The sequence below is a fragment of the Desulfovirgula thermocuniculi DSM 16036 genome (genome assembly GCF_000429345.1).
GTDB lineage: Bacteria > Bacillota > Desulfotomaculia > Desulfotomaculales > Desulfovirgulaceae > Desulfovirgula > Desulfovirgula thermocuniculi.
In genome coordinates this window covers 1-26905 of the sequence record NZ_AUBR01000025.1, presented here as the reverse complement: position 1 = coordinate 26905, position 26905 = coordinate 1, and the positions used below count along the sequence as shown (strand labels likewise).

Annotated in this window: 30 protein-coding genes; 3 read left to right on the top strand and 27 right to left on the bottom strand. The window is 66.4% G+C overall.

The features are described 5' to 3' along the window. Window positions 1–260 precede the first annotated feature (260 nt). Together G454_RS21775 and G454_RS0107320 are read left to right on the top strand one after the other, a co-directional pair. Complete coding sequence (locus G454_RS21775; protein ID WP_051276038.1) at window positions 261–599, top strand: nucleotidyltransferase domain-containing protein; 339 nt, start codon at window positions 261–263, stop codon at window positions 597–599. After that, window positions 587–1006 (top strand): HEPN domain-containing protein, encoded by a 420-nt coding sequence (locus G454_RS0107320; RefSeq protein ID WP_027718099.1) that lies wholly within the window; start codon window positions 587–589, stop codon window positions 1004–1006. The genes G454_RS21775 and G454_RS0107320 overlap by 13 nt, the downstream gene beginning before the upstream one ends. A gap of 50 nt (window positions 1007–1056) precedes the next feature. Here the strand turns inward: G454_RS0107320 and G454_RS0107315 are convergent, their stop codons facing one another. Further along, window positions 1057–1926 (bottom strand): hypothetical protein, encoded by an 870-nt coding sequence (locus G454_RS0107315; protein WP_027718098.1) that lies wholly within the window; start codon window positions 1924–1926, stop codon window positions 1057–1059. Next, window positions 1923–2279 (bottom strand): hypothetical protein, encoded by a 357-nt coding sequence (locus G454_RS0107310; protein ID WP_027718097.1) that lies wholly within the window; start codon window positions 2277–2279, stop codon window positions 1923–1925. The genes G454_RS0107315 and G454_RS0107310 overlap by 4 nt, the downstream gene beginning before the upstream one ends. Before the next feature lie 354 nt (window positions 2280–2633). Between G454_RS0107310 and G454_RS22865 the strand changes: the two genes are divergently transcribed. Beyond that, window positions 2634–3272 carry a site-2 protease family protein gene (locus tag G454_RS22865; RefSeq protein WP_425387440.1) on the top strand — a complete coding sequence of 213 codons (639 nt, stop codon included), beginning with the start codon at window positions 2634–2636 and terminating at the stop codon, window positions 3270–3272. A gap of 458 nt (window positions 3273–3730) precedes the next feature. Here G454_RS22865 and G454_RS0107300 read toward each other — a convergent pair whose 3' ends face one another. From G454_RS0107300 to G454_RS0107180, 25 genes are all read right to left on the bottom strand, one after another. After that, window positions 3731–5161: an ATP-binding protein gene (locus tag G454_RS0107300; RefSeq protein ID WP_027718095.1), complete on the bottom strand. Its 1431-nt coding sequence runs from the start codon at window positions 5159–5161 to the stop codon at window positions 3731–3733. 64 nt (window positions 5162–5225) lie between these two features. Continuing rightward, window positions 5226–5714, bottom strand: a complete 489-nt coding sequence (locus G454_RS0107295) for a hypothetical protein (RefSeq protein ID WP_027718094.1) — start codon at window positions 5712–5714, stop codon at window positions 5226–5228. 25 nt (window positions 5715–5739) lie between these two features. Continuing rightward, the gene (locus G454_RS0107290) at window positions 5740–6246 is read right to left on the bottom strand and encodes a hypothetical protein (RefSeq protein ID WP_027718093.1); all 507 of its coding nucleotides are present in this window, start codon (window positions 6244–6246) and stop codon (window positions 5740–5742) included. Window positions 6247–6289: 43 nt separating this feature from the next. Further along, complete coding sequence (locus G454_RS0107285) at window positions 6290–7603, bottom strand: hypothetical protein (protein WP_156896699.1); 1314 nt, start codon at window positions 7601–7603, stop codon at window positions 6290–6292. Between the two features lie 57 nt (window positions 7604–7660). After that, complete coding sequence (locus G454_RS0107280; protein WP_027718091.1) at window positions 7661–11224, bottom strand: hypothetical protein; 3564 nt, start codon at window positions 11222–11224, stop codon at window positions 7661–7663. Beyond that, on the bottom strand, window positions 11218–11901 hold the full coding sequence (locus G454_RS0107275) for a spermidine synthase (RefSeq protein WP_169719323.1): 684 nt from the start codon (window positions 11899–11901) through the stop codon (window positions 11218–11220). Before G454_RS0107275 ends, G454_RS0107280 begins: the two co-directional genes overlap by 7 nt. Before the next feature lie 57 nt (window positions 11902–11958). Next, a complete protein-coding gene (locus G454_RS20355) occupies window positions 11959–12474 on the bottom strand; it encodes a prepilin peptidase (protein WP_051276036.1) in 516 nt (171 codons plus the stop codon). 30 nt (window positions 12475–12504) lie between these two features. Beyond that, on the bottom strand, window positions 12505–12879 hold the full coding sequence (locus tag G454_RS0107265; protein WP_027718089.1) for a hypothetical protein: 375 nt from the start codon (window positions 12877–12879) through the stop codon (window positions 12505–12507). Continuing rightward, entirely contained in the window at window positions 12869–13591 is a 723-nt protein-coding gene (locus tag G454_RS18170) for a class I SAM-dependent methyltransferase (protein WP_051276033.1), read from the bottom strand. The genes G454_RS0107265 and G454_RS18170 overlap by 11 nt, the downstream gene beginning before the upstream one ends. Then, entirely contained in the window at window positions 13588–13983 is a 396-nt protein-coding gene (locus G454_RS0107255; protein ID WP_027718088.1) for a hypothetical protein, read from the bottom strand. The genes G454_RS18170 and G454_RS0107255 overlap by 4 nt, the downstream gene beginning before the upstream one ends. Next, a complete protein-coding gene (locus G454_RS18165; protein ID WP_211230003.1) occupies window positions 13962–14759 on the bottom strand; it encodes a dolichyl-phosphate beta-glucosyltransferase in 798 nt (265 codons plus the stop codon). The genes G454_RS0107255 and G454_RS18165 overlap by 22 nt, the downstream gene beginning before the upstream one ends. A gap of 18 nt (window positions 14760–14777) precedes the next feature. Beyond that, entirely contained in the window at window positions 14778–14945 is a 168-nt protein-coding gene (locus G454_RS21395) for a hypothetical protein (RefSeq protein ID WP_156896698.1), read from the bottom strand. Between the two features lie 57 nt (window positions 14946–15002). Then, the gene (locus G454_RS0107240) at window positions 15003–15200 is read right to left on the bottom strand and encodes a hypothetical protein (RefSeq protein WP_027718087.1); all 198 of its coding nucleotides are present in this window, start codon (window positions 15198–15200) and stop codon (window positions 15003–15005) included. Between the two features lie 25 nt (window positions 15201–15225). Then, window positions 15226–16662, bottom strand: coding sequence for a hypothetical protein (locus G454_RS21390; protein ID WP_027718086.1), 1437 nt, complete (start codon window positions 16660–16662; stop codon window positions 15226–15228). Window positions 16663–16674: 12 nt separating this feature from the next. Beyond that, on the bottom strand, window positions 16675–16863 hold the full coding sequence (locus G454_RS0107230; RefSeq protein ID WP_027718085.1) for a hypothetical protein: 189 nt from the start codon (window positions 16861–16863) through the stop codon (window positions 16675–16677). Between the two features lie 65 nt (window positions 16864–16928). Further along, window positions 16929–17621 (bottom strand): pilus assembly protein TadG-related protein, encoded by a 693-nt coding sequence (locus G454_RS0107225; protein WP_027718084.1) that lies wholly within the window; start codon window positions 17619–17621, stop codon window positions 16929–16931. Between the two features lie 4 nt (window positions 17622–17625). Beyond that, window positions 17626–17982: a hypothetical protein gene (locus G454_RS0107220; RefSeq protein ID WP_027718083.1), complete on the bottom strand. Its 357-nt coding sequence runs from the start codon at window positions 17980–17982 to the stop codon at window positions 17626–17628. Window positions 17983–17994: 12 nt separating this feature from the next. Then, window positions 17995–18855 (bottom strand): type II secretion system F family protein, encoded by an 861-nt coding sequence (locus G454_RS0107215; RefSeq protein ID WP_084413353.1) that lies wholly within the window; start codon window positions 18853–18855, stop codon window positions 17995–17997. A 20-nt stretch (window positions 18856–18875) separates the two neighbouring features. Continuing rightward, on the bottom strand, window positions 18876–19766 hold the full coding sequence (locus G454_RS0107210) for a type II secretion system F family protein (protein ID WP_156896697.1): 891 nt from the start codon (window positions 19764–19766) through the stop codon (window positions 18876–18878). Beyond that, window positions 19751–21121, bottom strand: coding sequence for a TadA family conjugal transfer-associated ATPase (locus G454_RS20350; protein ID WP_051276031.1), 1371 nt, complete (start codon window positions 21119–21121; stop codon window positions 19751–19753). Before G454_RS20350 ends, G454_RS0107210 begins: the two co-directional genes overlap by 16 nt. Before the next feature lie 14 nt (window positions 21122–21135). Continuing rightward, window positions 21136–22449: a CpaE/TadZ family protein gene (locus G454_RS0107200; RefSeq protein WP_027718080.1), complete on the bottom strand. Its 1314-nt coding sequence runs from the start codon at window positions 22447–22449 to the stop codon at window positions 21136–21138. A 20-nt stretch (window positions 22450–22469) separates the two neighbouring features. Beyond that, entirely contained in the window at window positions 22470–23267 is a 798-nt protein-coding gene (locus tag G454_RS20345) for an RcpC/CpaB family pilus assembly protein (RefSeq protein WP_027718079.1), read from the bottom strand. Between the two features lie 39 nt (window positions 23268–23306). After that, window positions 23307–24542, bottom strand: coding sequence for a hypothetical protein (locus tag G454_RS0107190; RefSeq protein WP_027718078.1), 1236 nt, complete (start codon window positions 24540–24542; stop codon window positions 23307–23309). After that, window positions 24539–25249, bottom strand: coding sequence for an EAL domain-containing protein (locus G454_RS0107185; RefSeq protein ID WP_027718077.1), 711 nt, complete (start codon window positions 25247–25249; stop codon window positions 24539–24541). Before G454_RS0107185 ends, G454_RS0107190 begins: the two co-directional genes overlap by 4 nt. Then, window positions 25246–26724, bottom strand: coding sequence for a CpaE/TadZ family protein (locus G454_RS0107180; protein WP_156896696.1), 1479 nt, complete (start codon window positions 26722–26724; stop codon window positions 25246–25248). Before G454_RS0107180 ends, G454_RS0107185 begins: the two co-directional genes overlap by 4 nt. Between the last annotated feature and the right edge of the window lie 181 nt (window positions 26725–26905).

Genomic DNA, 26905 nt, shown 5'->3' with positions numbered 1-26905 from the left:
ACTTTTTGACTTTGATGTTCTTTGACTTTACCCTACCACCAGGTACCAAAATTGGCAAGTGCCGTTCCGGGCCGGATTTGACCATTTTTGACCAAAGTGGGCGCTTGGGACGGGGGTTTCTGGAAATTGCGCGGGAACACTCGGAAAAGCGGGCGCTTCCTCACGCTCGCCGCCCCCGCGAATCCGTGCAAGCACACCGAAGTTCTTCCCACGCCCCCAAAAGTGTGGTAAGATTGCATTGCGAAAGGGGCGGAGCGGAAATGGGCCTGAGCGAGCTCGAAAGAGAAGTCTTAAACCAGTTCATAGCGCACCTGAACCGCATCTACCCGCGGGAAGTCCGTGCGGTGATCCTTTATGGTTCCAAGGCGCGGGGAGATGCCAAAAACGATTCGGATATAGACATCCTCTTGCTGGTCAACGACCGCGGCAGGATCAACCGCGATAGAATTTACGATTTTATCTTGGAAGCCGAACTCGAACACAACGTAGACATCTCCCTGAACATTTACGATGCCGAGCACTTCAAACAGCTGGTCGAAGCGCGGTCGCCCTTCGCCTCCAGCGTACTCCGGGAAGGGGAAGTCCTGTGGCAGATGTAGATGTCCGCGAACTCGCGAAATACCGCATGCAGTCGGCCCGCGAGCGGTTTGCCGCAGCACAGGTACTCCTGGAAAATGGACTTTTCCGCGATGCCATTTCCCGCGCCTACTATGCAGTTTTCCAAGCTGCACGGGCCGCCTTGGCCACAAAATCCCTGGATGCCCGCAAGCACTCAGGCGTGGTCAGCCTGTTCATCCAGCACTTTGTGAAGCCCGGCATACTTCCCAAGGAGTACGGCAAAATTCTTAAAAGTACCAAAGATTTGCGCCATGCAAGCGACTATGATGACTTCTACCTGGTTACCAAGGAAGAAGCCCGAGAAGCGGTAGAAAAAGCCGGGCGGTTTCTCGATGGTATTGCAGAATTCCTCGAAAAAGCAAACTGGGGCCAAGTTTCGGACAATTGAAACCTCATCCTGCCAACTTCCTCACCGCCGCTTCCAGGAAACAATTCCGGCTACCTGCTTCCAAATCCCCGCAGCTCTTCCTCGATTTCATCTGCCAGGCCCGGCAAGATGGCGTCTAGCAGGATCCTGTCCTGCTTGGAAAGCCGCGCTTCCCGTTGCTGTTTCTTTTCTTCCGTTTCCTGTCCCAGCATATTCATGTTAAGGAAATCCAAACGGGTGATGTCGCCTACCGGAACCCAAGCCGCGAGGTCCGGCCGGTCGGCGTCCCGTATGAGAAGGGCCTCTCCCTTTCCGTAACCGTACCGGAGGACTTCCCCTTGGAGTTGCTGGCCGTTTTTCAAAGCGACCGCGACGAACGGCCTCTTTCCTGCTAGACGGTAAGCCAGCAGAACATCCCCCAAAACTTGGCCGGAGGCAAGCCGGAAACTCTTTCTCCTGCCACAGTCAGCGGGAACTATGCGGCCGCGTCCTGCCATTGTTGTCAGTACCCCGCACACAAGCGCCCGCACCGCCCTGCCGAGCCGAACCAACCGCATTCTGACCCAAAAGCGGAATCTCTGCCACAGCAGAACATCCCACACCACGGCCAGCACGAGTTCCGCGAGGCCAATTGCCATGGCGAGGAAGTATACCGTCGCAAACACTATGCCTGCCGGGGCGAGAGACCTTACCTCTTCTTCCGCCAAACCGCTCAGGAACAGGAGCACACGCAAAAATCCCTTGCAAACTTCGATACCGTATAGCAAATCACCTAAAAACAGAAGGCCCAGCGAAAGGCAGAAGACCAGGAGGCCCTGCGACAGCGCAGTGTCAAACCGCATTTCCTGGCGGGACCTTCCCGCTAAAGCTGCCCACACATACCCAGGTAACAGGATCAGAAAGAGAAAAAGGAAAGTGGAGAGGGAAAGGCCAGCAATCAACTGCACCACCTCTCAAAATCGATTTCTCTGTGCAGAACTTCTTTGACGCTCAAGCCATAGTTCCTGCGGATTCCCCGTCTTTCTTCAACCAGGTCCCGCCAGATGACGGAGAGAAAAGCCAAGATCAGCATTGCCCCGGCGCACGCCATCACCCACCCGTAGGTCCGGAGCACGGATGTCGCCCAGGAGAGGCGCCCGGCCGCCAGGCACGCGAGGAGAAGGATCGCCCCCACCGGGTAGGTGAGGACAACCGCGATCACTACGTACCATGAAATATTTACCAAAAACGGCGCTTCTTCTGCTGGCTCTTCCCGATACCTCTTCCACCAGCGCTTCAATAGTTGAAAGAACACCGCAATCCCCCCTGAAAAACTAAAAGGCTTTCACCAAAAAATTTCGCCGCTGAAGGCCCCTGTAGTTCCTCAAAATTTCGCCGCCAGCCAACCGATGCCCGACGCGGCGACGCCCATCGCGCATGCCTCTGCTAACCAGGACACAAACCACCCCACAAAAGACAGAAAGGCGGCCACCTTGGGTTTTTCCTTCCGGGCTTTTTTATCGAAGCACCAGTCGAGCCTGGAGCGGATCGCGGTGGGAAGCAGGAAAAGCAGGTAAACCGGAAAAATGACGTACCAAACCGCATCAAAAAGGAGGAAACCGCCTTGTCTGAAATCGTCCGCGTCCTCGGTTCGTGTGTTTTTGATCCGGTGCTTCTGGGTTTCCTGGAAAAGATCCGGCTCGCGTCCGGCATCGAGCAAATTCCCCCGACGCTCCTCTGGTTTGTCGCTTTTACCGAGCTCGCCTTTGCCTACTTCTGTCTCTGCTTTCACACCTTCTTTCACGAATTCGGCCACTACCTCGCGTGCAGGCTGGTCGGAACCAAGCCACGCGTCGTCAAGATCTGCGCCAAGGAGTACCGCTTCCGGCGCCTCGGAGAGACGAGATTCCTCTTCGGCCTCCTGCCCCTTCCCTCGGGGTTCGTCGGCGATCCGGAAAGACCCCGCCTTCTCCAACCCACCCCGGTCAAACAGGTAATTGTTTCCCTCGGCGGGATAGGCGCCACCGCCCTGCTTTCCGCGCTCTCCCTCGCGTTCGCCGCCCATTCGTGCGGCCTTGTCAGGTGGCACGCCGGACTCTTCGGTGCGCTCGGGGTATCTTGCGTCATCGCCAATTCTGCCGGGGACAACACTGACGGGGAAAGGTTTTTCTTCGCGATCCGCCGCTTCAGGAGCGGTTCCTGGCCAGAAGAACTGCCAGAAACCGCACGGCAAAAATACGCCTTTGCGGTATCGCAAGCTGGCGCAGTTCTGGCGTTCTTCCTGACCCTTTTCCTTTTCGTCATCTGACGCACACAACCCGCAGACGGCGGTGCGGGCGGCGTTCCTGGCGAAGACGAACATCGCTACCGGAAGGAGAAAGCGCCACACGCCTTCCAAAAACTCCGCCTCTCTCGGAGAAAACTTCCCTCCAGCGTGCCCGTAAAAAACCGCCCACAAGCTACCGTGGCAGAAGGGGGCAGAGCACAAGCACGCCAGCGCCCCCCACAAAAGAAGTGGAATGCCGTCGGGGACGTGCGCCAACAACAGAAGCGAAAACCGCGTGCGTGAGGATCCGGACACCCATTTCGCCAGCCGGGCGTAGAGGCCAGTTGTCGAACCCCCGACCGTTCTCTCCCAAGGGATGTAATGTCCTACGCTCGCCTGCCACGGTAACAAAAAGAGGTAAATAAAAGTGTAACCGATAACGATGCAAAAAAGGGCCTCGATGAGCACGAAAATCCCCCCAAAAAATTCGCGGGAAAAGATCAAAAGGCCTGCCGGAAGGGGCTACCGACCGCCGCGGCGCCTTTTGCAGGAAAAGTCGCCCGCGCCGTGGCCGCCGCGCCCCGCAGTGCCCGTCTCCCCAGGAATTCCCTCACGCTCACCACCACCGCGTGCCTGACCGTCTCGTAGCTCCCGGTCAGCAGGCACGTGCCCCGCGGGAACCTCGGCAGGCCGCGCAGCATGGCCGGGGTGGCGTCGGACTTCACCCCCTGCAGGGCTTCCAGTTGGTCGGGCTCGAGGGCGAAGACCGCCCGCGTGTTGCACTGCGCCAGCACCCGCCTGTCGACGTCCAGGGGGTTCTGCGAGACCAGCACGACCCCCACGCCCCAGTGCCGCCCCATGCGCACGTACTCCCGCACGACCTGCTTGCAGGGCGTCTCGCGGTCGGACGGCGCCAGCAGGTGGGCCTCGTCCAGGAAGACCGCGAGGGGCGGTATTCTCCCGGCAAGCCTCAGCCGCTGGAGTTCCCGCAACGTGGCCCCCGCGAGGAGCTGCACCTGCAGGGCATCCAGGGAGGAGCAGTCCACCGCCAGGGGTAGCCCGGAGTTCAGCGCCCCGACCCAGTCCGGGCCGCGCTCCGCCTCCCCGAGGAAGCGGTGGCGCTTCAGCGAGTGCTCGACCCTCGCCATGGCCACGCGCACGTCGTAGCCGTCCAGCCGCAGGGCGTGTATCCCGTCCCTCTCCATCCTCCTCAGCACGTCCCCGAGCCCGAACGACGACCTGTGGCCCTCCTCCACCTCCCTGCGGAGCGCGGTGAAGGAGAAGAGGAAGAGGTCGTACCCGTGCGTGCCCTCCAGCGCGGCCACCGCCTGGGCCGCCTCCTCCGGGGTGAGGGACGACAGCGGCACCTCGTAGTCCCTGCCGGGCCGGACGACCGCCCCGCCGAGGGACGCGACCAGCCCCAGGTGCTCCGCCAGGGGGTCCACGATCATGGCCGGGATCCCCAGCCTGGCCAGTTCCTCGACGAGCACGCCCGCGAAGTGGGACTTGCCCGACCCGGTGGTGCCGCACACGAAGACGTGCCGCCACAGCGACTCCGGCCGCAGGAGCACCTCGACCGCTCCTCCCAGGGCGGTACCCACGCGGAGGGAGCGCTTCGGGTCGGCGCCGAACCCGAACAGCGCGGCCGCAACCTCCCGCGGCGGCTCGTAGACCTCCGCGCCCGGCACGGCGGGCTCGCGCGGGGCGAAGAACTCGATCCCGCCGCCGGGTCCCGGCTCGCCCCGCCGGAGCACCTCGACCTCGTACACCGCCCTGTCCGGCGCGGAAGCGTCGACTCCGCCCACACGCCCGACCAGGAACGCCCCCCCGCCGAGGGGCGTGGCCACGACCGCGTCCGACGGCACCCTCTCGCTCGAGCGGAAGGTGAAGGAGTGGTAGTTGGCCGCCAGCACTTCGCCCAGCACGCGCACGGTCGGTTCCCTCCAAAAAATTAGGGGGGCAAGGTTCCCTCTCCCCTGCCCCCTTCCGGCCCAGCTATTGCTTCTGCCCCTGCTGTTGCTGCGCCTGCGGTGCGGGCGGCCCCGGCTGCGGTGCCTGCGGCGCCTGCTCGCCCGGCCTCAGCTCGCGGTGCAGGGCCAGCGCCTGGCCGTCCCTGTAGAGCATGTCCACCTTGTCGCCCGGCTTGAACCACTTCGTCAGGTCGGGCTTCTCGCCCGGCCTGCTCACGAACCCCATCCCCACCTGCACGGTGGTGTACTCGTTCACCCTGGCCGTGATGTTCTGCCCGATGTCCCCGCCGCCCTTCTCCACCTTGATGGTGATCTCCTCCGGCTTTACCTCGAGCGCTTCGCCGTGACGGACCATCTTGTTGAGTTCCTCTTCCTGCTTCCTGGCCATCTCCATGGCCTGCTTCTTCGGCACGTAGACGTACTTGCAGTAGCCGCCGCCGAAGCCAGCGGCTGCACCCACTAACAGCGAGGCGATGACGACGAGTGCCAGTATGCCCTTGCGCAAGCAGACCAACAGACACTCCCCCTTTCCGAAATTTCTACTGTCTGTACTCCTTCTTCGCCGAGGCCGCCACCCTGAACACGAAGTGGCCCTTCGAGCGCCACCACGGGCCGTCCGGGTCGGGCCGCGCCAGTTCCGGTAGCAGGCGCGGCAGACCGGGTAGCGGGCACGGCAGGTAGTAGGTGACCGCGCAGCCGACCCACTCGCCGGAGTCCCAGAACTCCGCGCTGGCGCCCCGCCTGCCCTGCGGCGGCGCCTGGCCGGGGGGCAAAAGACTGTCCTGGGGTGCCAGGAGGCCCTCCCTCACCAGCGTCAACCTCACCCTGCCGCGGGCCGCCGAGAGGGCGGTGGAGGGGTCGAGTTGGCCGAGTTGCACGCCGTACTCCCGCGCGCCCTCCCTGGCGGCCAAGGCCACCCCGGCCCTGACCGCGTCCAAGTGGAGGTAGACCGCGGCGAAGAAGAAGAGGAAGAAGAGCAGGGGCAACATCAGGAGCCAGGGCACCACCTCGCCCCGGTAGCCGCGCGCGAAACTGCGGACCCTCAAGGCGCACCACCCCTTTCCGAGAAAAAAAGCAGGAGCCTTGGCTTCAGTATCGCCGGAACACGGAGAGGGAAACTACAAGACCCCCTGTGTATCCGAAAATCAACAGGTCTGCAAACCACATCGCCGTCCACGCCAGGGCGGACAGGGCAAACGCCCGTCCGCCCGAATCCAGCCAGCAGTCAAACCTTGAACGAACGGCCGTCGACAGAAGGAAAAGCGCGTTAAATGGCAAAGTGAGCAGGTAAAAAGCGCACACCAAAAGAAGACAGAAATGATCAACAATATTAAGGATTTTCTCGACAAGATTGTTGTACTTTCCACTAGCCGTCCCTCTTTCGCCATTGTTGGTGCAATTGCAGAATTTTTCTTCCATGCTTGGCTTCACACTATCATCCACGAGGCGGGACACTTCTTGGTGCTCTGCATCCTTCGTGACCGCCCTCGGCTGGTGAGAATTTGCAACGCTGACTTTATTTGCAGACACTCCGGAAAAACGATCTTCCGCATCGCCCCCGTACCCGGCGGGTTCTGCGGGCACCCGGCAAGACCACGTGCTCTCCAACCGACGCCGCTCAGGCAAATCTTCGTTTCGCTGGGCGGCCTCGGCATCACCGCCCTCTTTTCGCTGGCCGCCCTCTTCACGGCCAAGGTAGCCGTCCCGGGAGTTAAAATCCACCTGGCTCTCTTTGCTGTTGCTGGTTTTACCATACTCTTCGAGAACATCTTTGGCGACAACCTCGACGGCACAAGGATCTTGTTTGCCGCTTCCTGCCTTCTCAAGAGAAAAGCGTGGCCAAGAGAGTTGCCCCGGGCGGCAGGGCGCAGGCCTGTTGCGGCTATCGTGAAAGCAGTCAGGATTGTCGTATTGACGCTTTTGGGACTTTACCTCGTCGCCCGTGCCTTTCTCTGGACTCTCTAAAAGACAGAAAGCACAGGCCACGGTGCGGGAAGCGAAACCCTCCCACAAAAAAAGAATTGTGGACAGCGTTGCCGCTGGGAGAAGAAGAATCGCAGGCAACGCCTCTGCAGGGATCGATGCCCACGTGCCCTGCAGAGCCAGGTTCTCGAACTTTTGTTGCCAGAAGCCCATGATAACATAGATGGACACTACCCACCACACAAACAGAATTCCTCCCCGGCTGATGCGGGCGGAACAGAGCAGGGAAAACCTCGTGGGCGAATTGCTGACGACGAATTTTCCCAACGTGGCGTAAAGAGGTGCCAGCGGAGAGGGAAGGTACCCGCACCACCGGGACGACGAACCGTAGTAACGGCAGATGGTCACCCCACTCAAATAGATCGTCAAAAACAAAGAACCACCGAAAAGAAGGGACACCAGCGACTCGTTAGAAGACAACTTGATCCCCCCCTTTTTCAAAAAAAATTAAGGAAGCCGGAAATGTCCGGCTTCCCTTTACTGGCCGGCCTCGCCCGACAGGAAGTATGCCTCGCCTACGACCTTCCTGGAGGGCGGTTCAGCGCTGCGCCATGCGGGCACGCCCGCGCTGGCGAGCCTGTTCCAGAAGTCCCTCAGCGGTACCGGGTAGTGGTAGGTCACCCGGCAGTAGGCGAAGTTGTCGGTTCTCGGCCTGCTCACAGGGTCGCCCGCGGGGGCCTGCGGATCGCCCCTCCTGGGGTCGTTGCAGAGGACGTCCTTCTCGGGGTCGAAGGTCACCAGCGCCGTCCAGTCGTCGGGCACGTACTCCTGGATCCACTTCACCCGGAAGAACCGCTCCCTCTGGCCCGTGTTCCGGCCCCAGAGTATGACGTTCGAACCGGCGAACCTGGAGAGGTCGGGCCCGGCGGACCTCACGATGGTGTTCCCCACCCAGTAGTCCTCGCCGTCGAAGGTCAGGGCACCCCTGAGCACCTCGCCCTGCGGCACCTCCACGTCGGCCCGCAGGACCGGGCAACCCTTCTGCTCGAACCAGGTCACGCCCTCGTGCACCATGTCGATCACCAGCGTGTACGTACCCGGCCGGGAAGGGGCGGTCACGGGCAGGGTGAAAGTGTAGGCCTGCCCGGGCGCCACGGCCCAGTCCACGTAGTCCCGCGCGCCGTCCCAGACGACGACCCTACCGGAGTTCTTGTCGTACCAGTGGTAGGCCAGGCCGAACCTGCCCTGCGGCGTCCACGTCAGGGAGCCGGTGTTCTTGGTCGTCACCCTGATGGCGTAGGTCTCCCCGGCCACCATGTACTTCGGCACCTGAGCGGGGTCGTAGGAGACGCCGTAGTCTATGCCTCCCACTTCGACCCACGCCTCGAGGGTGGGCCAGTTGACCCCCTGTAGCGGACCGAACCAAGCGCAGTACTCCTGCACGCCGTCGATGACCAGCCTGTACTTACCCGCTTGGGAAGGCGCCTTGATCTTCAGGTCGAGGGACACCGTCCCGCCGGGCGGCACGGCCTGCGGCAGGCCCGTCCTCAGGCCGTCCTGGACGACGAGGTTGCCTTTATCGTCGTACCAGTGGTATGAGAAGTTCGTCCGCCAGGAGTCGGGGCCGTTCCAGTCGCTGGGCCACCAGGAGGGCCTGGACGCGAACCACTCCTTCCGGGCGAGGTTGGTGGCGGTCACTCTCACCGTGAACTCCCCGTTGGGCACGACCCTCTGGGGGAGGGTGGCCGCCCCGTACGACACGCCATCGACGGGCGTGTACGTCCACGAAGAATTGGAGCGGAGGACGATCCCGCCATCGAGATCTACGACGACATCGCAACCTTGCGCGGCCCGAACTTCCACCTCGGGGACGTCGACGTAAGTGGGGTTCCAAAGCACCGAACTATCCGTGGTCAGCAAGGTGTATATGCTCGTGATATTAGGACTGGACACGTCCACCCATTCATCGTAGGTACCGCTTCTTTTTGCAAGCAAGATCCAAGAACCGCCGCCAGTACCGTAAACATAGCCGAAATCGTAGTTCCTTTCGCTGTTACCCTTCAAATGAATCCTGGTAATAATACTACCGCTAGACCATATAGGAGAAGCTACTTGAGCATTGTGGTAGTTCACTCCCAATCGAAGAGTACCATTGGTGGATTGAACGGAACTACTACCTGCCGAACTCACGCACACGAAGTACCTCGTGTTGGGGTAGGCGTAGAAGCGGATCGTACCGCTTCCGCTCGCCACCCAGGAAACCTGCCCTTCCACCTCTACCTCGGGCACGTCAACATAGGTCGGACTGTAGAGTACCGAGCCATCCGTGGTCAACCTGGTCTTGATCTGCGTTATGTTCCAGCCAGAAACATCGATCCACTCGTCGTACTCCTGGTTGTAGCCGGGGCTACACCTCCGCGCTAGTTCCACCCAGGAGGAGCCGTTCCAGCCGTAGATGTAGCCGTAGTCGTAGTTCCGCTCGCTCTTGCCCCGGATGTGGATACGCTTAATTTTGCCACCCCCGGGCGGCGACCACGAGTTGCTCCACACGTCGGCGTTGTGGTAGTTCACCTGCAAGCGGAGGGTGCCGTTGGTGGATGGAGTACCGCTACTTCCCCCCGCCCCGCTCGTCCCCACGTAAATGGGGACCGCCCGGCCGTACCGGTCCTTCGCCGTGACGGTCACCCACTGCGCGTAGGGAACCGTCCACTCGGGGTACTTCGCCGTTCCGTTCGGCCCGGGTTGCGGCGCATAGGAGGTAGGCCAGTGCCACCCCGTCTGCCTCACCGCGCACAGGAACCCGGCCGGACCGTAGTCGTTCCGGGCGGTCGCTACGAGCTGGACGGGCCGGGCCGGACCTGGCTCCCAGTCCCAGGTCTTCACGCCCCGGCCTGAACCCTGAAGGACATCAGTCGAATCCACGCGCACGCTGAACCAGTCATCCGCGGTGGCGTAGAGGCGGTACCTACCGTAGTCGGCGGTCCACCAGATCGGCGAGGTCAGCCGCACCTCCTGGCCGTTGGGCGCGCAGCCCATCGCCCCCGGCTGGCCCCATATCCACCAAGCGTTGGGGTCGGGCCAGGCGGTGCCCTCCACCTCGACCTCGGGCACGTCGACGTAGGTGGGGGAGTAGAGGACGCTGTAGTCCGTGGTGAGCCTGGTCCTTATCTGGGTCACGTTATAACCAGAAACGTCTATCCACTCGTCATATTCGGCGTTGTAAGAGGGACTGCACCTCCTAGCTAGTTCCACCCAGGACGACCCGTTCCAGCCGTAGACGTAGCCGTAATCGTAGTTCCGCTCGCTGTTGCCCCGGATGTGGATGCGCTTAATTTTGCCGCCACCGGGCGGAGACCACGGGTTGCCCCACACGTCGGCGTTGTGGTAACCCACCTGCAGGCGGAGGGCGCCATTGGTGGAAATAGTGCCGCCGTTCGCAGTCCACCACGTACCCCACCGTCCCTGGCCGTACTGCGCCAAGGCGGCCGCCAGGAACGGGCCGGGGTGGCGCGTCTGGTTGACCGTCTGGCTACCCTGCGTGCCGGGCTGGTTGCCGTAGTTCCCGCCCGTCTGCTGTACCGTCTGCGTCTCCGGCGGGTCGGTCGTGGCCGCCGTGACCTGGAACACCCCCGCCTCGGCCCACTCTCCCCCGGCGGCGACCACCTTCCCCACCAGGGCGTCCATCTGGGCCTTCACGTCGGGGGAGGCGGGCTTCACCTTGACCGGCCCCCTCGTGCGGTCGTGGATGACATAGCCGTTGCCGGACTTGGTTAGTTTGCCGACCAGTATGTTGTCGAGCGACACCCCGGGTATCGCCCCGCCGGGGATGTAGGATTTGCCCGCCTGCATCGCGCCCTGCACGACCTCCGCGGCCCTCGCCTTGGCCCCCTCGATGTCGCCGGGGTGGGAAGCCAGCCACCTGGCCCCGGCGCGAGCGGCCTCCTCCACCACGTTCTTGGCGTCGGCCATGTGGCCGAGCCAGGCGAAGCCCCAGGCGGCCGCCGCCAGCAGGGGAAGCAGCACCACCGCGGCGACCACGGGCGAGGAGCCGCGGGAGTCGGAGAGGGACTTGCGCAGGGAGCAAAGGACCCGCCTCAGCAACCGAAACACCCCCTTTCCACAGATTTCCAGCACACCAGCACTTCGTTGCACGGCGGCACCGGGGGGAAGCGCCGCGCCTCCACCGCCGGGAACGCCGCCCTGAAGGCCGCCGCTGCGGCGGCCTGCTTCCGGTCGAAGGGGTGGAGTCTGGTCGTGTTCACCACCGTGACGCCGTCCGGTAGCAGGGCGTCCCTCACGAGGGGTGCCAGTTCCCCCAACCACGCGGGCGTGTGGGTGCGGTCGAAGACATCCACGAGGGCGAACGCGAAGCGCCTCTTGGCGGGCACCGCCCGCCGCAGGAACTCGAGCGCGCCGCAGACCGCGACCTCCGCCTCCCGCGGCAGGCCGAAGTAGAGGCGGGCCGCTTCCACAACCGCGGGATCGGCCTCCACGGCCACGACCCTCGCACCGGGGCGCAGGCGGAGGGCGGCGTGGACGAACGCCCCGCCTCCGAGGCCGAGGACCAGCACGTCTCCGGGAACGGGGCAGGCTTCCAGGGCCCGCGTTGCCACTTTGAGCGGAAAAGCGCGTGGCCGCCCGGGGTCGCGGCGGTCGAGCACGGTCTGCACGGTGAGGAAGTCCGACCTGAGGTGGCGCCGTGGCGCCCACACGGCATCGGTCACCCAGAGGGTGCCGAACACCTCGCTAGGAACTTCGGCCACGAGCCTCTCACCCATCAGGGTTAGGAGCAGGCAGGACGGAAAGCGTGCCCCCAAACCTGGCACCCGCACGGCTTAAACCACCCTTGTTCTCAACAAAGCCAGCGCCGCGACAAACCCCGCGCACAGGAACGGCGCGAAGGGCAGGGGTTCGAAGGGGGTGCCCGCGGCACCTGGCCTCGCCCCCACGAGGAGCATCTTCAGGGCGGCCAGTTCCGCCCCCAGCCACCCCCGCAGGCCGAGCCTCCTCAGCCTCGCTGGCGCGGCCCACAGCAGGAGGAGCGGCAGCGACAGGGCCAACCCCAGGAAGGCCGCGTCCGCCCCGGCCAGCGCGCCCAGGGCCGCGAAGAGCTTCGCGTCCCCCTCCCCGAAGCAGCCCAGCAACCACAGGAGGAAACCCGCGAGGAGGCAAATCCCGAGGGTGCCCGCCGCCTGGGAGAACCTCCCGCTCGCCAGGCCCAGGAGGAGGCCCAGGAGCATCCCCGGGAAGGTCAGCCAGTTCGGGATCCTGCGGGAGCGCAGGTCCAGCGCGGCACCCAGCACCGCCGCACCGACCGCCAGCGCGTCCCCGGCGAACTCAAACATATACATAAGCGGCCACCTCGCTCGGACTTCAGAAGATCAGGAAGAAAATGTTCTGAACAGGACCGCGCTCAGGCCAAGTCCGAGAACGAATGCGGACAAACCCAGTAGTTCTTTCGTTCCCGCAACCTCAAAAAACCAGGAAGCGCAAAAGACGATCAAACCCAAAGAAACAATTCCCCAGAAAGTCTTGCTCTTCCTGATGTTCGGGCGAAAAAGATTGATCAACGATCCTGTCATGAATCCGGTAAAGAGCGATGTAAAGCCAAAAATTGTTTTTGGTTCCTCTTCCCATGATTTGTAAATGGACGCCAAAAAAAGTGAAGCACCAATCCCAAGCATCATGCCCTCGACAGTTGTGAGAAAACGAAGAAAGCTCTTGAGTTTCTCGGGAAATTTCTTCTTAACTCCCAAGCAACCCACCCTCCCGCCGCCTGAAAACGGTTAGCTCGCTCAACCCGAACGGTAAGCGGAGGCGCGCGTCGAAGACCAGAACCTCCTCCGCGACCCGATCCAGCAACCCGGGCAACCTGCCAGGGCCGCCGCGCCCGAACTTCCTCGCCAGCCAGGCTAGCGGCAGGAAAAGCGACACGAAGTAGCTCCTTTCCACCACCGCGAAGCCGAGGGAGGCGGCCAACCCCGCCGCCTCCCCCTTCCTGTACCTCCTGAAATGCCCGCAGGTGCTGTCGTGGGCGGACCACATCTCCGGGTGCAGGGGCACGGAGACGAAGAGCAGCCCGCCGGGTTTCAGCACCCTGCGTGCCTCCGCCAGCGCCGCCCGGTCGTCCTCCACGTGCTCCAGCACGTCGAAGAGGCACGCGGCGTCGAAGGCGCCGTCCGGGAAGGGCAGTTCCCCCGCACACCCCGGCAGGACGCGCACCCCCCTCGCGCGGGCCGCCTCCCGCAGAACCGGGTCGGGTTCGACGCCGCACCAGCGGTACTGCGGTAGCGCCGCCGCCAGCCTGCCGTCCCCGCAGCCTACGTCCAGGACCCAGGAGTCCGGCGGCAGGCACCGGGAGACCAGGCGGGCCAGGACGTGCGTCCTGGCCCGGAAGTACCAGCAGTCGCCGGAGAAGAGTTCCCAGCAGGCTCTTCCGGAATCCCTGCGGCGTCCAACCCTCCTCACCGCCCCGCACCCGCCCCCGCTACCTCTCTAGGCAGGTGAGCCAGCACCCGACCGAGTTCTTCCCTCACCTCGTCGTAAGAGTAAACGCGCTTTCCTTCCTGGAGGATACCGGATCCTTCTGCGGGCACGACGAGGTACCAGCCGGGCACCCGTGCCTCATTTCTGGGTTTCCGTGCGGCTCCGGACACGAGGAAGCGGTAATCCTCTTCGTTTTTCGCGTAGAACCACGTCCCGTACGCGGGAAGGCGGTATTCGTAAGGCACGCTCGCGAAGCTGTTCCACCTCGCCTTAACTTCCGCCTGCCGCTTGAAGTCAATCACGGTAAACACCACCCCGTAGATGCCCATCAGCACCGCTAGTATGAGCGCCGTCAGAGCCTTTTCCCGCTCCATAAAGAAACCGCGGCTTGGGAATCCGCTTCCTTTAAGGACGGATTCGGTGACACCTTTCCCGCCACTCCCGGCAGTCCTAAGGGTATCATTTTCCTGGCACACGGCAACCGCCTCTTCAGCTCCAATAACTCCCGGAACATCCTCCACCCGTCCCGCAAGAGCCTCACCTTCGAGCCCGGCCTGTCGTGCCACTCCACGCCCACCTCCTCCACTCTCAGGCCCATCTCCCGGGCCAGGAGCAGGACCTCCACTTCGAAGCAGTACCCGTCACACGCCGCGCGGGAAAAGAGCGCCCGCGCGGCCTCCCCCCGGAAGAGTTTGAACCCGCACTGGGTGTCCCGGTAGGGCAACCCCGTGAGGAGCCGCACCAGGAGGTTGAAGAGCCTCCCCGCGAGCTTCCGCCCCGGGGAGGCCCTCCTCACCCTCGCCCCCGGTGCCTCGCGGGAGCCGATGGCGATGTCTGCACCCCTTTCAAGTGCCGCCTCCAGCTTCGGCAGTTCCGTTACGGGCGCCGCCAGGTCGGCGTCCGTCACCAGGATCAGATCTCCCCTCGAAGCCAGGACTCCGGTCCTGACCGCCGTGCCCTTGCCCAGGTTGCGCGGGTGCCTGACCACCCGGCAGCCGAATTCCCCGGCGACCTCCGCCGTGCGGTCGGAGGAGCCGTCGTCCACCACGACGACCTCGTATTCCCGACCCGACAGGTGCGCCCGTATCGCCTCCAGGGTACCGGGCAGGCGGGTTTCCTCGTTATAGGCCGGGACGACGACGCTGTGCACGGCGAGCGGCACCCCCTACTACTGCCCCGCCAGGGCGTTGCCCATCTTCTGGGCGGCCTGCCTCACGCCGGGACCCAGGCCCTTCCAGACGGCCACCGCCAGTATGATCCCCACTAACGTCACTACCAGCCACGGGACGGCCTCCCCGCGGTCGCGGCGCAGGAAATCCACGATCGCTTTCGCCATTCCGAACACCCCCCAAAAAAAAAAGAAGAGGACCCTCTCTGAGAGGGTCCGAAATCGTCACTGTATCCTCACTTGCTGCAGGCCGCTCGCGGCGTTGTTGGCAACGGCGTTTATCTCAGTACCCACGTTGCCTGGCGAGTTCTTGAACTTGAGGAACGCGGCCACGGCGATGATGATCCCGATGATGGTCACGACGATCCACACCACCGCCTCGCCGCCCTCGCCGGAAAAGAACTTCTTGAGCAGGCCGAACATGCCGATTCACCTCCTTTTCTAAAAATTAAGAGCTCCCGCCCGGCGGGCTGACCCGCGGGCGGCGCGCGAACACCGCCGCCGTCTCGTCCCTGTAGGCCTCCTCCCAGTCCGGGTGCCGGGAGAGGTAGAGGGCCAGCCATGATTTGGCGGGCACCAGGACGACCCTCACTCCCCGCCTCTCGAACACGCCGTCGGGGTCGGGTCGCCTGAGGATGCCCGCGGCGGCGTCGTAGTCCTCCAGGACGCCCGAGCCGGACAGGAGGTACATATCGGCCCTCCCGTCGATAAACGGCCGCACGCCCTCCCAGACGAGGTAGCCGCCCCAGGTGTAGTGGTTGAACACCCCCTCGGTGAGGCCGCGCTCCTTCATGAACCGCACGGCGGCGACCGGGAAGGGTTCCCCCTCCTGCGGCTTCTCCAGCCAGTTCGGGGGAAGGGCCGCCAGGGCCACGGCGAGGGCCGCCGCAGCCGCAACGCAACTCCCTGCAACGAACGTCTTCCTCCCCGGCCCGCCGAACCTGGCCGCCAGCGCGGGCGCCGCGGCGGCGGGCCAGAGGAGCAGGAAGTACGGCAGGTGCCTGAGCGACAGCAACCCCGCCGCGAAGGCTCCCGCGGCGAGCAGGCGCAACGCGCGGTCGGAGCGCCCCCAGAGGAGGCACAGCGCGCCCACCAGTGCCAGGCAGGGCCAGAGGAACGGGGAGTGGAAGTTGGGGGACTGCCACTCGGAGATGAGGTTCACCAGTTCGGGGCGCGACGAGACGGCCACGGCGAAGGCCCACACCTCCGGGCCCCAGGGGTTGAGGTTGACCGAGGCGGCGAAGATCAACAGGGCGGTAGCTTGCGCGGGGGCGGGCCTCCTCCCCGCGAGGGCGTCCGCCGCCAGGAATGCCGCCCCCGCCAGCGCCCCGGCGGGGGCGGAGGCGTGGGCGTTGGCCCACAGCGCCCCCAGGGGGGCGGCCAACGCGGCGAAGCGCGGCCGCCCCCGGGCGGCGTCGAGCACCAGCACCCACAGGGCGAACAACCCCAGGGCGAGCGTGTGCGGCCTGGCGCTGAGGAAGGGTGCCAGCGCGCCCGCCGCCAGGGACGTGCACGCCGCCGCCCACGCGGGGCTGCCCGACCTGCGGAGGGCCAGGCCGTAGGAGCACCCCGCGGCCAGGAGGGCGCCCAGCGCCACAAGCGACCACACGCCCCACGGGCCCGCCGCGCGCCAGAGCAAGGCCGCCAGCACCTCCCACAGCCACTCGTGGGCGTGCCAGGGCGCGCCGGGGGCCGTCCACGAGAAGGGGTCGGCCCTCGGCACGGCGCGGTTGTCCAGGATCCACTCCCCGGCCTTCACGTGCCACAGGGTGTCGCCCTGCACCATGGCGTTCCCCGCCGCGGCGGCCACGGCCAGGGCAACCGAGAGGGCCACTACCAGCCCCAAGATAGCATCAAGTGCCCGCGCGAAATCGCCCTTGCCCAAGGCAGACCGCCCCTACTGTATCCTCACCTGCTGGAGGCCCGACGCCGCGTTGCTGGCCGCCCCGGGTATCTCATTGCCCACGGTGCCGCCCTGGTGCCTGAAGCTGAGGAAGGCGATGACCGCGAAAATGATGCCCACGATCGCCACCACCAGCCACACCACCGCCTCGCCGCGTTCCTCAGAGAAAAACCGCTTAGCCACGCGATGCCACCCCCTCAAAAAAAAGCCGCCGGGGGAAGTTCCCCGGCATGCCGGGTTCTAGAGCGTTATCCCCCTGGCGGGGGAGGCGGTAGCGCTTGGGCGGAGCCGCGGGCGCCCAGCCTGACGGCCCCGCTCCAGCCGGACGGCCTGGGGGCGGAGACCAGTTCCTTGAACGCGTCCTCGCCCCCCGCCACCCTCCTGAACAGCGGCACCAGGAGGTACGACCTCACGCCCGCCTCGGCGCGCGAGACCTTAAACTCGTCGTAGTACACCGAGCCGTCGGAGCCGTACTTGGGCTTGGACCAGTCCACCCCCAGCTGCAGCTCGTACCCGGGCGTCGGGTTGGGCACAAGGCCCGCCGCGGGCGGGCAGGCCACGTCGTAGACGGGAACCTTCTCGCCCAGCAGGTTCTGCCTGAACGCGGCGAGGGCCGCCTGCCGCGCCTGCGCCTCCCTCCTCTGCAGGTCGCAGTGGTACTTCACGATCTTGGCCTTGACCTTCACCGCCTTTTCCGGGTCGGTGGTCTCGTTGCCGCTCCCGTCCACCAAGACGTACTTGTACTCCGGCACGACCTCGGCCTGCATGGCCCCCGCGAGGGCGGCCGCGTCGGCTGCCGTCTGGAGCCTGGCCCGCACGGCGTGCGCCCGCGAGTAGTCGTACCCCAGGACGCCGAAAACGCACGAGAGCACGACGAGCATCATGATCAGCACCGCCGTGCCGCGCTCGCCGCACGAAAAGCGCCGCACCAGTTCCCCCACATTATCACCTCCCGCCGCCATTAGAAACTTTTCTCAACGCCGAGAACAACTCCGCCGAGGCCGCCCCGGCGGCGTTTGCCGCCCACGCCACCAGCGCCCACGCCAGGGCGGGGTGCTGGGCGGCCTTGACGGAGAACGCCGCCACCGCCAGGGACGTGGCGGAGAGGGCCACGAGGCTCGCCCCGGCGCGGCCCAGTAGCGGGGACAGCAGGCCCCGCAGGGCGGCGTGCGCCGCGGTCACCAAAAGAAAAAGGAAAGGCACGCCCTGCAGGGCGGTCAGCGCGCCGCCCGCGAAGCCCTTCGTTCCCCCGAACGACAGCAGGTCGCCCGCCAGCCGATCCAGGATCAGCGCGTCTTCCATGGTAGCCGCCCCCTATTTGAACGGGTTCTGCCTGGCGAGCGAGATGACCATGGGGGCGAGGGTGCATATTATCGTGGGGATGGCCATGACGAACACCGCCAGGTGGAGCTTCTGCTCCGCGCTCTTGGCCTGGCCTATTATCTCGGCCTTGCGCCGCTCCCTGGCGTCCCTCACCGCCTCGGCCAGCTTGCCCGCCACGGAGGCCCCGTAGCGCTGCGCCTGCACCACCGCCAGGGTGAGCCGCCGCGCGTCGAGCAGGCCCGTGCGGGCGGCGAACCCGTTCAGCACGTCCTCTATTGAAGCCCCGAACTTCGCCTCGCTCACCGCCCGGGCGAGCTCCTCGCGCAGGGCGGACCTCTTGTCCGAGGCGGCGCCGGACGCCGCCCACTCCAGGGCCGCGCCGAGTTCCAAGCCCGCCGACAGCGCCGTGGAGAGCCTCGACGCCACCATGATGAACTCCCGCTTCATTTTCCTGCGCCGCTCGGCGACGAGATAAGACAGCCACCAGTCGGGTAGCTTCAGCAGTAGCACGGGCAGGAAAGCCAGCACGTTCAGGGAGAAGAGGCCGAGGAGGCCGGACACCGCCGCCAGCCCGACCAGCAGGAACCTGAACGCGTCGAACGCCTCGGGGGTCACCCCGAGGGGATTGCCCGCCATGGCCAGCCTCTCCTCCACGTCGGGCGGGCCGGCCAGCCTCTGCAACCAGGGGTAGCGCACGAGGAGGCCGTTGAAGAACGCCGAAGCGGCCTCGCGTAGCGGCGGGGACTTGGCCGCCAGGTCAAAAGCGGTGACCGTGGCGCGCAGCCTCAGCGCGGCGATCAGGCAGAGCACCGAGACGCCCGCCGACACGGGCACGTAAAAAGGGACTTGCATTTCCCACCACTCCCGCAAGATCAGAATTCCTCTATCGAGCGCAGTATGTTCAGCACGAGCCCGAGGCCGGCGAAGAACACCAGGACGGCCACGAAGAGCGAGACGCGCCCCGCCTGCGTGGTGAGCAGCGGCCCGAAGAGGTCGGGCGCGAAAGCGAGCATGAAGGCCATGTACCCCACGGGAATGAGGGTGACCATGACGGCGGAGGTCTTCGCGCCCCTCGTGTGCTGGTGCACCTGGTAGCGCATGCTCACGCCGTCCCGCAGGTTGGTCAGGACCTGCCTGAGGAGTTCCAGCGCCCGCGGCCCGCCGACCTTAACGTAGAGTTCCACGGCCTCGCACAGTTCCTCGGCCTCGACGCAGGGAACCCTGGCGGCCATGTTCCGGAACGCCTCCGGCTCGGGCACGCCTTTGGAGATCTCCTCCGCCACGCGGAGGAACTCGGTCCTGATGGGTTCGGGAGAGTGGGCCGATGCCTCCCTCAGCGCCCTCTCCATCGGAAGCCCTATGTGCAGGGCGGTGAGCAACGTGTCCAACCCGAACTCGACGGTGTTGCGGAAGGCTTTTATCCTCTGCCTGTAGAGGAAGGCGTTCAGTGCGCGCGGCCCGAGCAGGAAACCCCCCACGGCCAGCGGCGCGGCGAACAGCGGGTCGAGCAGGGCGGCAACCAGGAAGAAGACCGCCGTGCCCGCGGCGGCGCCGGCCAGCACGGCCCCCTCCAGACCGAGGGAAGACTCCCCGCGCAGGTTCCACAGCCGCACGAAGAAGGACTCGCGCCTCCCGCCATCGGACGCAACCCGCCCGCGGGCGAAAGCTTCTAATAGCGGGTTGACCCTGCCCCTCGACGCCAGGGCCACAAAGAGGGAGAAGACCGCCAGGAACACGGGCACGCCTATTAGTGCTGGCTGCACGGGAACCACCCCCTGAGCTCCTCCAGTTCCTCCGGCGTCAGGTAGAGGGAGAGTTTGCGCTTGCGGAGGAAGTCCGGCGCCTCGCCGGTGGGCTTCAACCCGCCCAGCGGCGCGCCGTCCTCAGCGTACCCCTCTATGCGGAAGGTGTAGAGGGGCACGACTTCCGGCAGGGAGTCGAAGTCGCGCCTGCGCACCTCGGCGATGTCCAGCAGCCTGCGGTGGCCGTTGACCTGCGCCAGGAAGAAGATCACCTCGGCGGCGGCCACCTTGCCCGCGCGGGACGCCAGCGTGCTATACGCCCCGCCCCTGTAGGCCGCCAGCATGTCCGAGAGTCGGGCGGGGACCTCCTCCGGCCCGTCGGCGTGCACGGTGGACATCGAGCCGGGGTGGCCGATGTTCATGGCCTGCAGCGTCCAGTACGTGGTGACCTCGTTGCGGCACTCGGAGCATATCACGCGGGCGGGTTTCGTCCGCAGGACCTTCTCGAACAGGAGGTCCTGGGAGACCTCGCCGCTACCCTCGACGCCGGCCCGCCGGGGTTCCAGCACGACCGCCCACGGTACGGGCAACTTCGGGCGGTTCGGATCGGGGAGTCCCACGCGCGTCTCCGCCGGGTCCTCGATGAACACCAGCCTCTCGTCCGGCCCCACGCACAGGAGGAGGGCGTTGAGGAAGGTGTTCTTGCCGCTGCCCATGCCGCCCGCCGCGAATATGTTCAGCCGCGCCTTGACCATCAACTTAAAAAGCCGCACCATTTCGGCGGGGAAGACCTTCCTCTCGGCAAGCTCTTCGAGCGTGAAGAGGCGGGAGAAGCGGCGGATGACCACGCTGGTGCCGCGCACGGACGGCCCGTCGAGGAAGACCACCGCGCGGGAGCCGTCCGGCAGGCGGAAGTCCTCCACCGGCCGCGCCTCGTCGACCTTGCGCCCGACCGAGGCCGCCATGCGCACGACGAACCGCCGCAGGTGCTCCTCCGAGGTAAAGGTCCTGCGCCAGGTGTGGATGCGCCCGTCCTTCTCGTACCTGATGAAGTCGTACCTGTCGATCCATATGTCGGTCACCCCGGGGTCGGCCATCAGGTCGGTGATGGGGCCGAACCCGTATATGTCCCTCATCAACTCCTCGATGAGGTGGACGGGCATGCCCTCCCGCGCCACGATCTCCCGCAGGAGGGAGCGCACCCTCTCCCTGTCGCGCAAGACCTCGGGGTCGGACGCCCACGCTTCCCTCATCAGCTTCGCCCGCAGGACGTCGACCTCGGCGGCGGCGGGGGACGCCTCCCTTTCCGCCCCGGCGCGGGCGCCGTCGGCCCCGCCCGCCCCCACGACCAGTTCGGCGTACAGCGAGTTGTTCATAAAAGATCACCTGCCTATGAAGCCGCCTTTTTCTTCCTGCCGCCCCCGAACAGGGACAGCAACCTCTCCCGCAGCCCCTTCCTGGCCGCCCTGGCGAGGGCGACGTCCACGCCGAGCACGTTCCTGGCCACCTGGCACACGGCCCGCGAGAACTCCGAGTCCGCCCTGACGCACACGTAGGGAACCCCGGCAACCTGCGCCTCTTTAGATTCCAAACCTGGTTCTTCCGGTAATTCGCCCTTGAGCGGTACCGCCGTTCCCGCCTCCTTGGTGAAGGCCTCCACGAAGTCCCGCACGGTGAACCACGTCTGCCTGACGCGGTTCAGCACGAGGCCGGTTTTCGCCGGGTCGAGGAGCCGCCCGAACTCTTTCGAGTAACCCTCGGCGAGCAACCGCAGGTCGGTGAAGGTGTATCTGCACACCAGCAGCACGTCCGTGGCCCTGGTGACGGCCACGAGCACCGGGTCGCGGTCCTTTAGGGCCACGCCGGAGTCCACGATGACGAAGTGGAAGAACCTCTGGCACGCTTCCAGGATCAGTTTGGCCAGCTCGCGGTTGAAGCGCTCTTTCTCGTCTGGTGTCTGCGGCGGGGCCAGGTAGTACACGTTCGCCCCCTCGCTGTAGTTCATGACTCCCGATACGGCGGCCCACGGGAGCGCCTCGGCGGAACCGCTCGCGAAGTCCTCCCACAGGGCCGCCGTCTTGGGCTTCCGCGCGTCCCCCGGCGGGAACCAGGTGTAGAGACCCGTCGAGCCGTCCACGTTGAAGTCCAGCAGGGCCACCCGGCAGGCCATCCCCGTGGCGCGCTCCTGCTCCCTGGCCCAGAGGCCCAGTACCGCCGCCAGGTTCTCGGCGAGGGTGGTCTTGCCCGCCCCGCCCTTGTTGGAGTAGACGACCACCGTGCGGGCCGGCACGGCCACCGCCCGCTGGGAGACGGCCACCTCCGGGGGCCGCACCTCGAGGTCGTCCAGCCGCACCCGCTGCGGGCTGAGCCTGCCCAGGGCGGCGACGCACGCCCTCACCGCCTGCTCGGGGTCGGCGGGTACGGAGTACACCCGCGCCTCGCTCATGCGGCTCCACGTCGCCGCGCTCACCGGGCCGGACACGAAGACCAGGGCGTTCGGGCGGACGCGGGCGATGTCTATGGCGACGTTGACCCACTCGGGCTGGGAGGTGACGAGCACGCCGTCGGGCTTCACCCGGTCGACGAGGATGTAGATGTCGTAGGGCGAGGCGGCCTCGCCCACCACCTTCGCGCCGTGCTTCGCCGCCGCGGCCTTGCACTCCCGTATGAACTCGGGGTGGCCGCCCACGAAGAGCAACGACATACTGATCGCCCCCCTACCCCCTACCGCCCGGCCTGGCCCGCTGGCGCCTGCGGCTGCGGTGCCTGCGGTTGCTGGACTTGTGGTTGCTGCGGGGACTGCGGTTGCGGCTGCTGCTGCGTTTGCTGTTGCTGTGCCTGCTGTGGCTGTTGTGCCTGTGACTGCTGCCCGGCGCCCTGGCCGGACGCGAGCGGCTTCAGCACGAAGGTCAGCGAGGCCTCCTTGCCGCCCGTGACGTAGGGGAGTAGCTTCGGCAGGTCGGCCTCCGGCACGGCAAGGACCACGCCCTGGGTGGGTTGCTCGCCCTCGCGCGTGCGCACGGTGCCCGCCCTCAGCACGAGCACGTCGGAGGCCACCTTCACGGGAGGTTCCTTGTCGCTCGCCCTGGAGTAGATGTCGACGCGGTTGCCCGCCTCGAGCGTGCCCGCCACGGTGGTACCCAGCGTGTTCGGCACGGCCACCGCCACGTAGCCCGGGCCGAGGGAGGCCACGGCGCCCGCCACGCCCGCCTGCTGCGGGGGTACCAGCATGGAGCGCCGTAGCACGGTGCCCGCCGGCAGGAAACCCCTGACGGCCATGCCCGCGGCGTCGCGCGGCGACAGCACGGCATCCCCGTACAGGGTGCCCCTGGCCTGCTCTACCAGCGTCAGGTCGTTCTGCGTCAGGACCTCGCCGGCCTGCACGTCCCGCTTCACCGCCACAGCCTGCACCGCGCCCGCGAAGGAGCGCACGGCCTGCACGGAGCCGACCGCGGCCACCGCGGCGAAGACCACCGCCGCTAGCAACCAGTACCGGAAGTTCTTGAGGGCGTTCACGGTCATTTGTTCCCCCTTTCAGAAAACATATAGAGCTACGGGATATCAGGACAGGCCCAGGACTTCCAACACCGCTCTGGCGAGGTAACCAACCGCAGCGTCGAAGTCCGGGCTGCGGCCCAGGGGTAGCGCGCTGCCCTGCAGGGCCGCGTTGACCGCCGCCTCCTCCTCGAAGCCGCCGGGTATCCCGACCACCCGCTGGAGGCCGTACTCGCCCGCGTAGACCTCCGGCGGGTAACCCGCCCCGGGGAGGACGCGGTTCACCACCAGCACGTCGAGCCTCCAGCCGCCCCTGACCCAGCTACCCACGCGCTCGAACGACACCGGCGAGCCGTCCGTGACCAGAACCACGCACCCGGCGCGGCGGTAGGCGGCGTCGGCGGCAACCTCCTCGGAAGCCGCGATGTCGGCGACCAGCACGCCGCACGGCCGGAGCGGCCGAGTGGGTGTTCTGCCCGCGCTGGCGAGGGCGTAGCGTCCCGTACCGAGCGCGCTCACCAGGTCGGGTGCGAAGTACCTGTAACCGGCGGGCGAGGGCGTGACCTCGAGGTAGAGGGAGTCGTAGTCCTCCAGCACCCCGGCCAGGCAGGCCGCCACGGTGGACGCGCCGACGTTCCCCCTCGCCCCGAACACCGCCACCAGGTGCCGCGCGGCGTCGAAGTACTCCTCGGCGGGGTGCCTCTCCGGAGCTTTCTCTTCCGGTTCCGGCACGCTGGCCGAAACCACGTCTCCGGCACTACCAACTTCCGAACCCGCGAAGCCGACGCCCGCGGCACTCCCCTCCGCCGCGCTACCCGCCTCCCAGAGAGCGGGCTCGGAGCCAAACCCGTCTCCTCCTTCCCACAGGGCCGGTTCCGGCACCAAGCCCCTCTCCAGGGCCTCGCGGGCCGCCCGCACGGCGGCGGAGACGCCGATGCCCCTGCCCCGCAGGGCCTCGCCCAGCACCCTGCCGGCGGCGTCGACCACCCTGCCGCCCTCGACGAAGAGCACGCACTCCGGCGGCACGCCGCACAGCGCGGCCTCGCGGAGCAGTCCGAGTCCCTCCGCGTCCCTGGTCCCTGCCACGACCACCACCGGCACGCCGAGGGAGGCCGCTGCCGCGAGCTCATCCGCGAGGGCCGCCGCCGGGGCGGGATTCGGGGGGCGCACGACGAGTGCGACCGTGCCGTCCCCCGGGGCGGCCGCGCCGTCCAGCGGCAGGCACTCCACGCCAGCGAACCTCGACAGCCGCGCGAGGGCGCTTTCCTCCATGTTGACGTACAGTCTCCGCAACACCGTCATCTACGACCCCCCTTTAAAATGTTGGCAACTCCGGCAGACAGGGCGGACGGGCGGGCCAGCACGAACCCCTGCACGCCGACGTCCCAGCCCGTGCCCGCCAGCCACTCGAAGTCTTCCTCCCTCTCTACGCCCTCTAAGATCGGGTAGGAGCCGAGGCCCGCGATGGCCTCGACCAGCCCCGCCAGGAGCGTCTGCTTCTTCCTGTCGGCCGCCACGCCGTCGACCAGCACGCGGTCGACCTTCACGTAGTCGAGTTGGATGCCGAAGAGCAGGTCGATGTTAGCCCTCTGGGTGCCGAAGTCGTCGAGGGCCACGAAGAACCCCCGCTCGACCCACTCCCGCACGAGTAGCGGGAACTCCCTCAGGGCGTACAGGCCCTGCTCCGACACCTCCACGCACACCCTGGCCGTGGAGATCCCCCTGGACTCCACCAGGCGGGCCGCCCTGGCGGGGAAGGCCGCATCGGCGAAGGCCTCCGGCGTGAGGTTGAAGAACAAGATCTCCCCCGTCCTCAGCAGGACCTCCTCCGCGGCCCGCTCCAGGACGCGGAGCTCCCACATGGGGATCGCCCCCACGCGGCGCGCCTCCCGCAGGAGGTCGTGGGGCGACCACCCCGCGGGGTGGCGCAGGAGTGCCTCGTACCCCAGGACCTGCGCCGGATCTTTGATGTAGAAGATGGGTTGGTAGTGGAGGTAGAAGTTGCTCAACAAGGCATAGCCCCCTTTCCTGCCGCGCCGGACGGCACGACCCCGTCGAGGGCGGCCGCCAGCGCCCTGCCCAAGCGGCTCTTCCTCCCCAGGGCGGGCGGGTTATACGGCCTGCCGCGCGCCGCCTCGTCCTCCGCGGCCGCCACCGCCGGGTCCTCGGGCACCTCGTAGAACTCCCCGAAGCCGAGGAGTCCGGCGGCATCCCTGGGCGAGATGTTCATGCCGGGGTACCCCACGCGGTTGACGACGACCGCCACCCTCCCCGCGCCGACCTCGGCCAGCCACTGGCCGCGCAGCCTCGCCACGGCGGAGGCCGACATGCGGTGCGGGAGGGTCACGACGAAGACGCGGTCGCAGAGCCGGAAGATCGCCCTCACGGGGGGCGTGACTAGCCGCACCCCGAAGTCGAGCACCACCGCGTCGTACTCCCCCGCCAGGCGGGCCACCAGTTCCTCGGCCCGCCCGGGGTCAGGGAACCATTCCCTCTCCGGCAGGGGGGCGGCGACGAGCCACGTGCCCGCAGGCCCCGCGGCGGGCTCGCGCCCGGCGAAGAAGGACTCCAGGTCGCAACCTGGCGGGCGCTCCTCGGAGTACCCGCAGAGGCGCGTCAGCCCCGCCTTGCCGGTGTCCAGGTCGACCATGCACACCGACATCCCCCTGCCCGCCAGCAGCGCGGCGGCGTTGACCGCCAGGGAGGTCTTGCCCTGCTGGGCCTGGGTGCCGGAGTAGAAGGCGAGCACGAGGCCCTTCCTGCCCGTTGCGGCCGCGCGCGGCGTAGCGGCGGTCTGCGAAGGAACCGGGGCGCCGTGCCGAAGGGAATCCGGCGCGACGCCTGCAACGGACGATGTGCCCGGCATCGGGGTTGTGCCGCCGGGGAACCCAGCCGGAGCCTGCCGCACGCCGTGCGCCCGCGGGGGCGCTCCTGCGGCCCCTCCCAGCCCGCAGAGCCTGGCGGCGATCTCCAGGGCGGCGTCGCCGCTGAGCGCCACGGGCGTGTCGCCCGAGGCGAGCAGGAGGTCGCTGAGCTTCCCCGAACTCAGGCCGACCACGCGGCACCCCAGGTCGGCGACGGACGGCAGGAGTTCCACGTCGACGACGGCCACGTCGGGCCGCACGCCGGGCGGGAGCCTCCCGGCCACCGGGAGGAAGCCGCACTCCTCCGCCCGCCGCAGGAGAGACTCGGCGCGCCTGCCCACCAAGAGGATTTTCGATCCCATCACAGGTTCCCCGATTCCAACGGGCGCCGCGCCCGCGGCAGGAGGGGAGGCGGCAACCCCGGCTCCGGAACCTCCCCCGGGCCGCGCAGTCGGCTCCTCGGGCGCCCCCGCGAACGGGCCGCCAAAGGGGGACCCGGATTGCCCCTGCACCGTGCAGGCGTGAGAGAGGGGCCGCTCCGGCGCGGGGCCGCCGCGGGAGTCCCCATCCGCTCCCCGCTCCTTCTCCTTCCTCGGAAAGAACCTCTTCCAGAAGGTCACACCGAACCTGCCTCCCTTTTCCCTTTTTTTCAATCCCACCACAGGGTCCTCAGATCGAGGAGGAGCATTTTCCAAAAACATCGAGGCAAGTCCCGCGAGAGCTTTTGCTGTATCCGGTCCCGTAGTCCTCGGTCCCGCCAAGGTCCTTCCGGAAAACGCGCTCCTGGCAACCCTCCCGTCG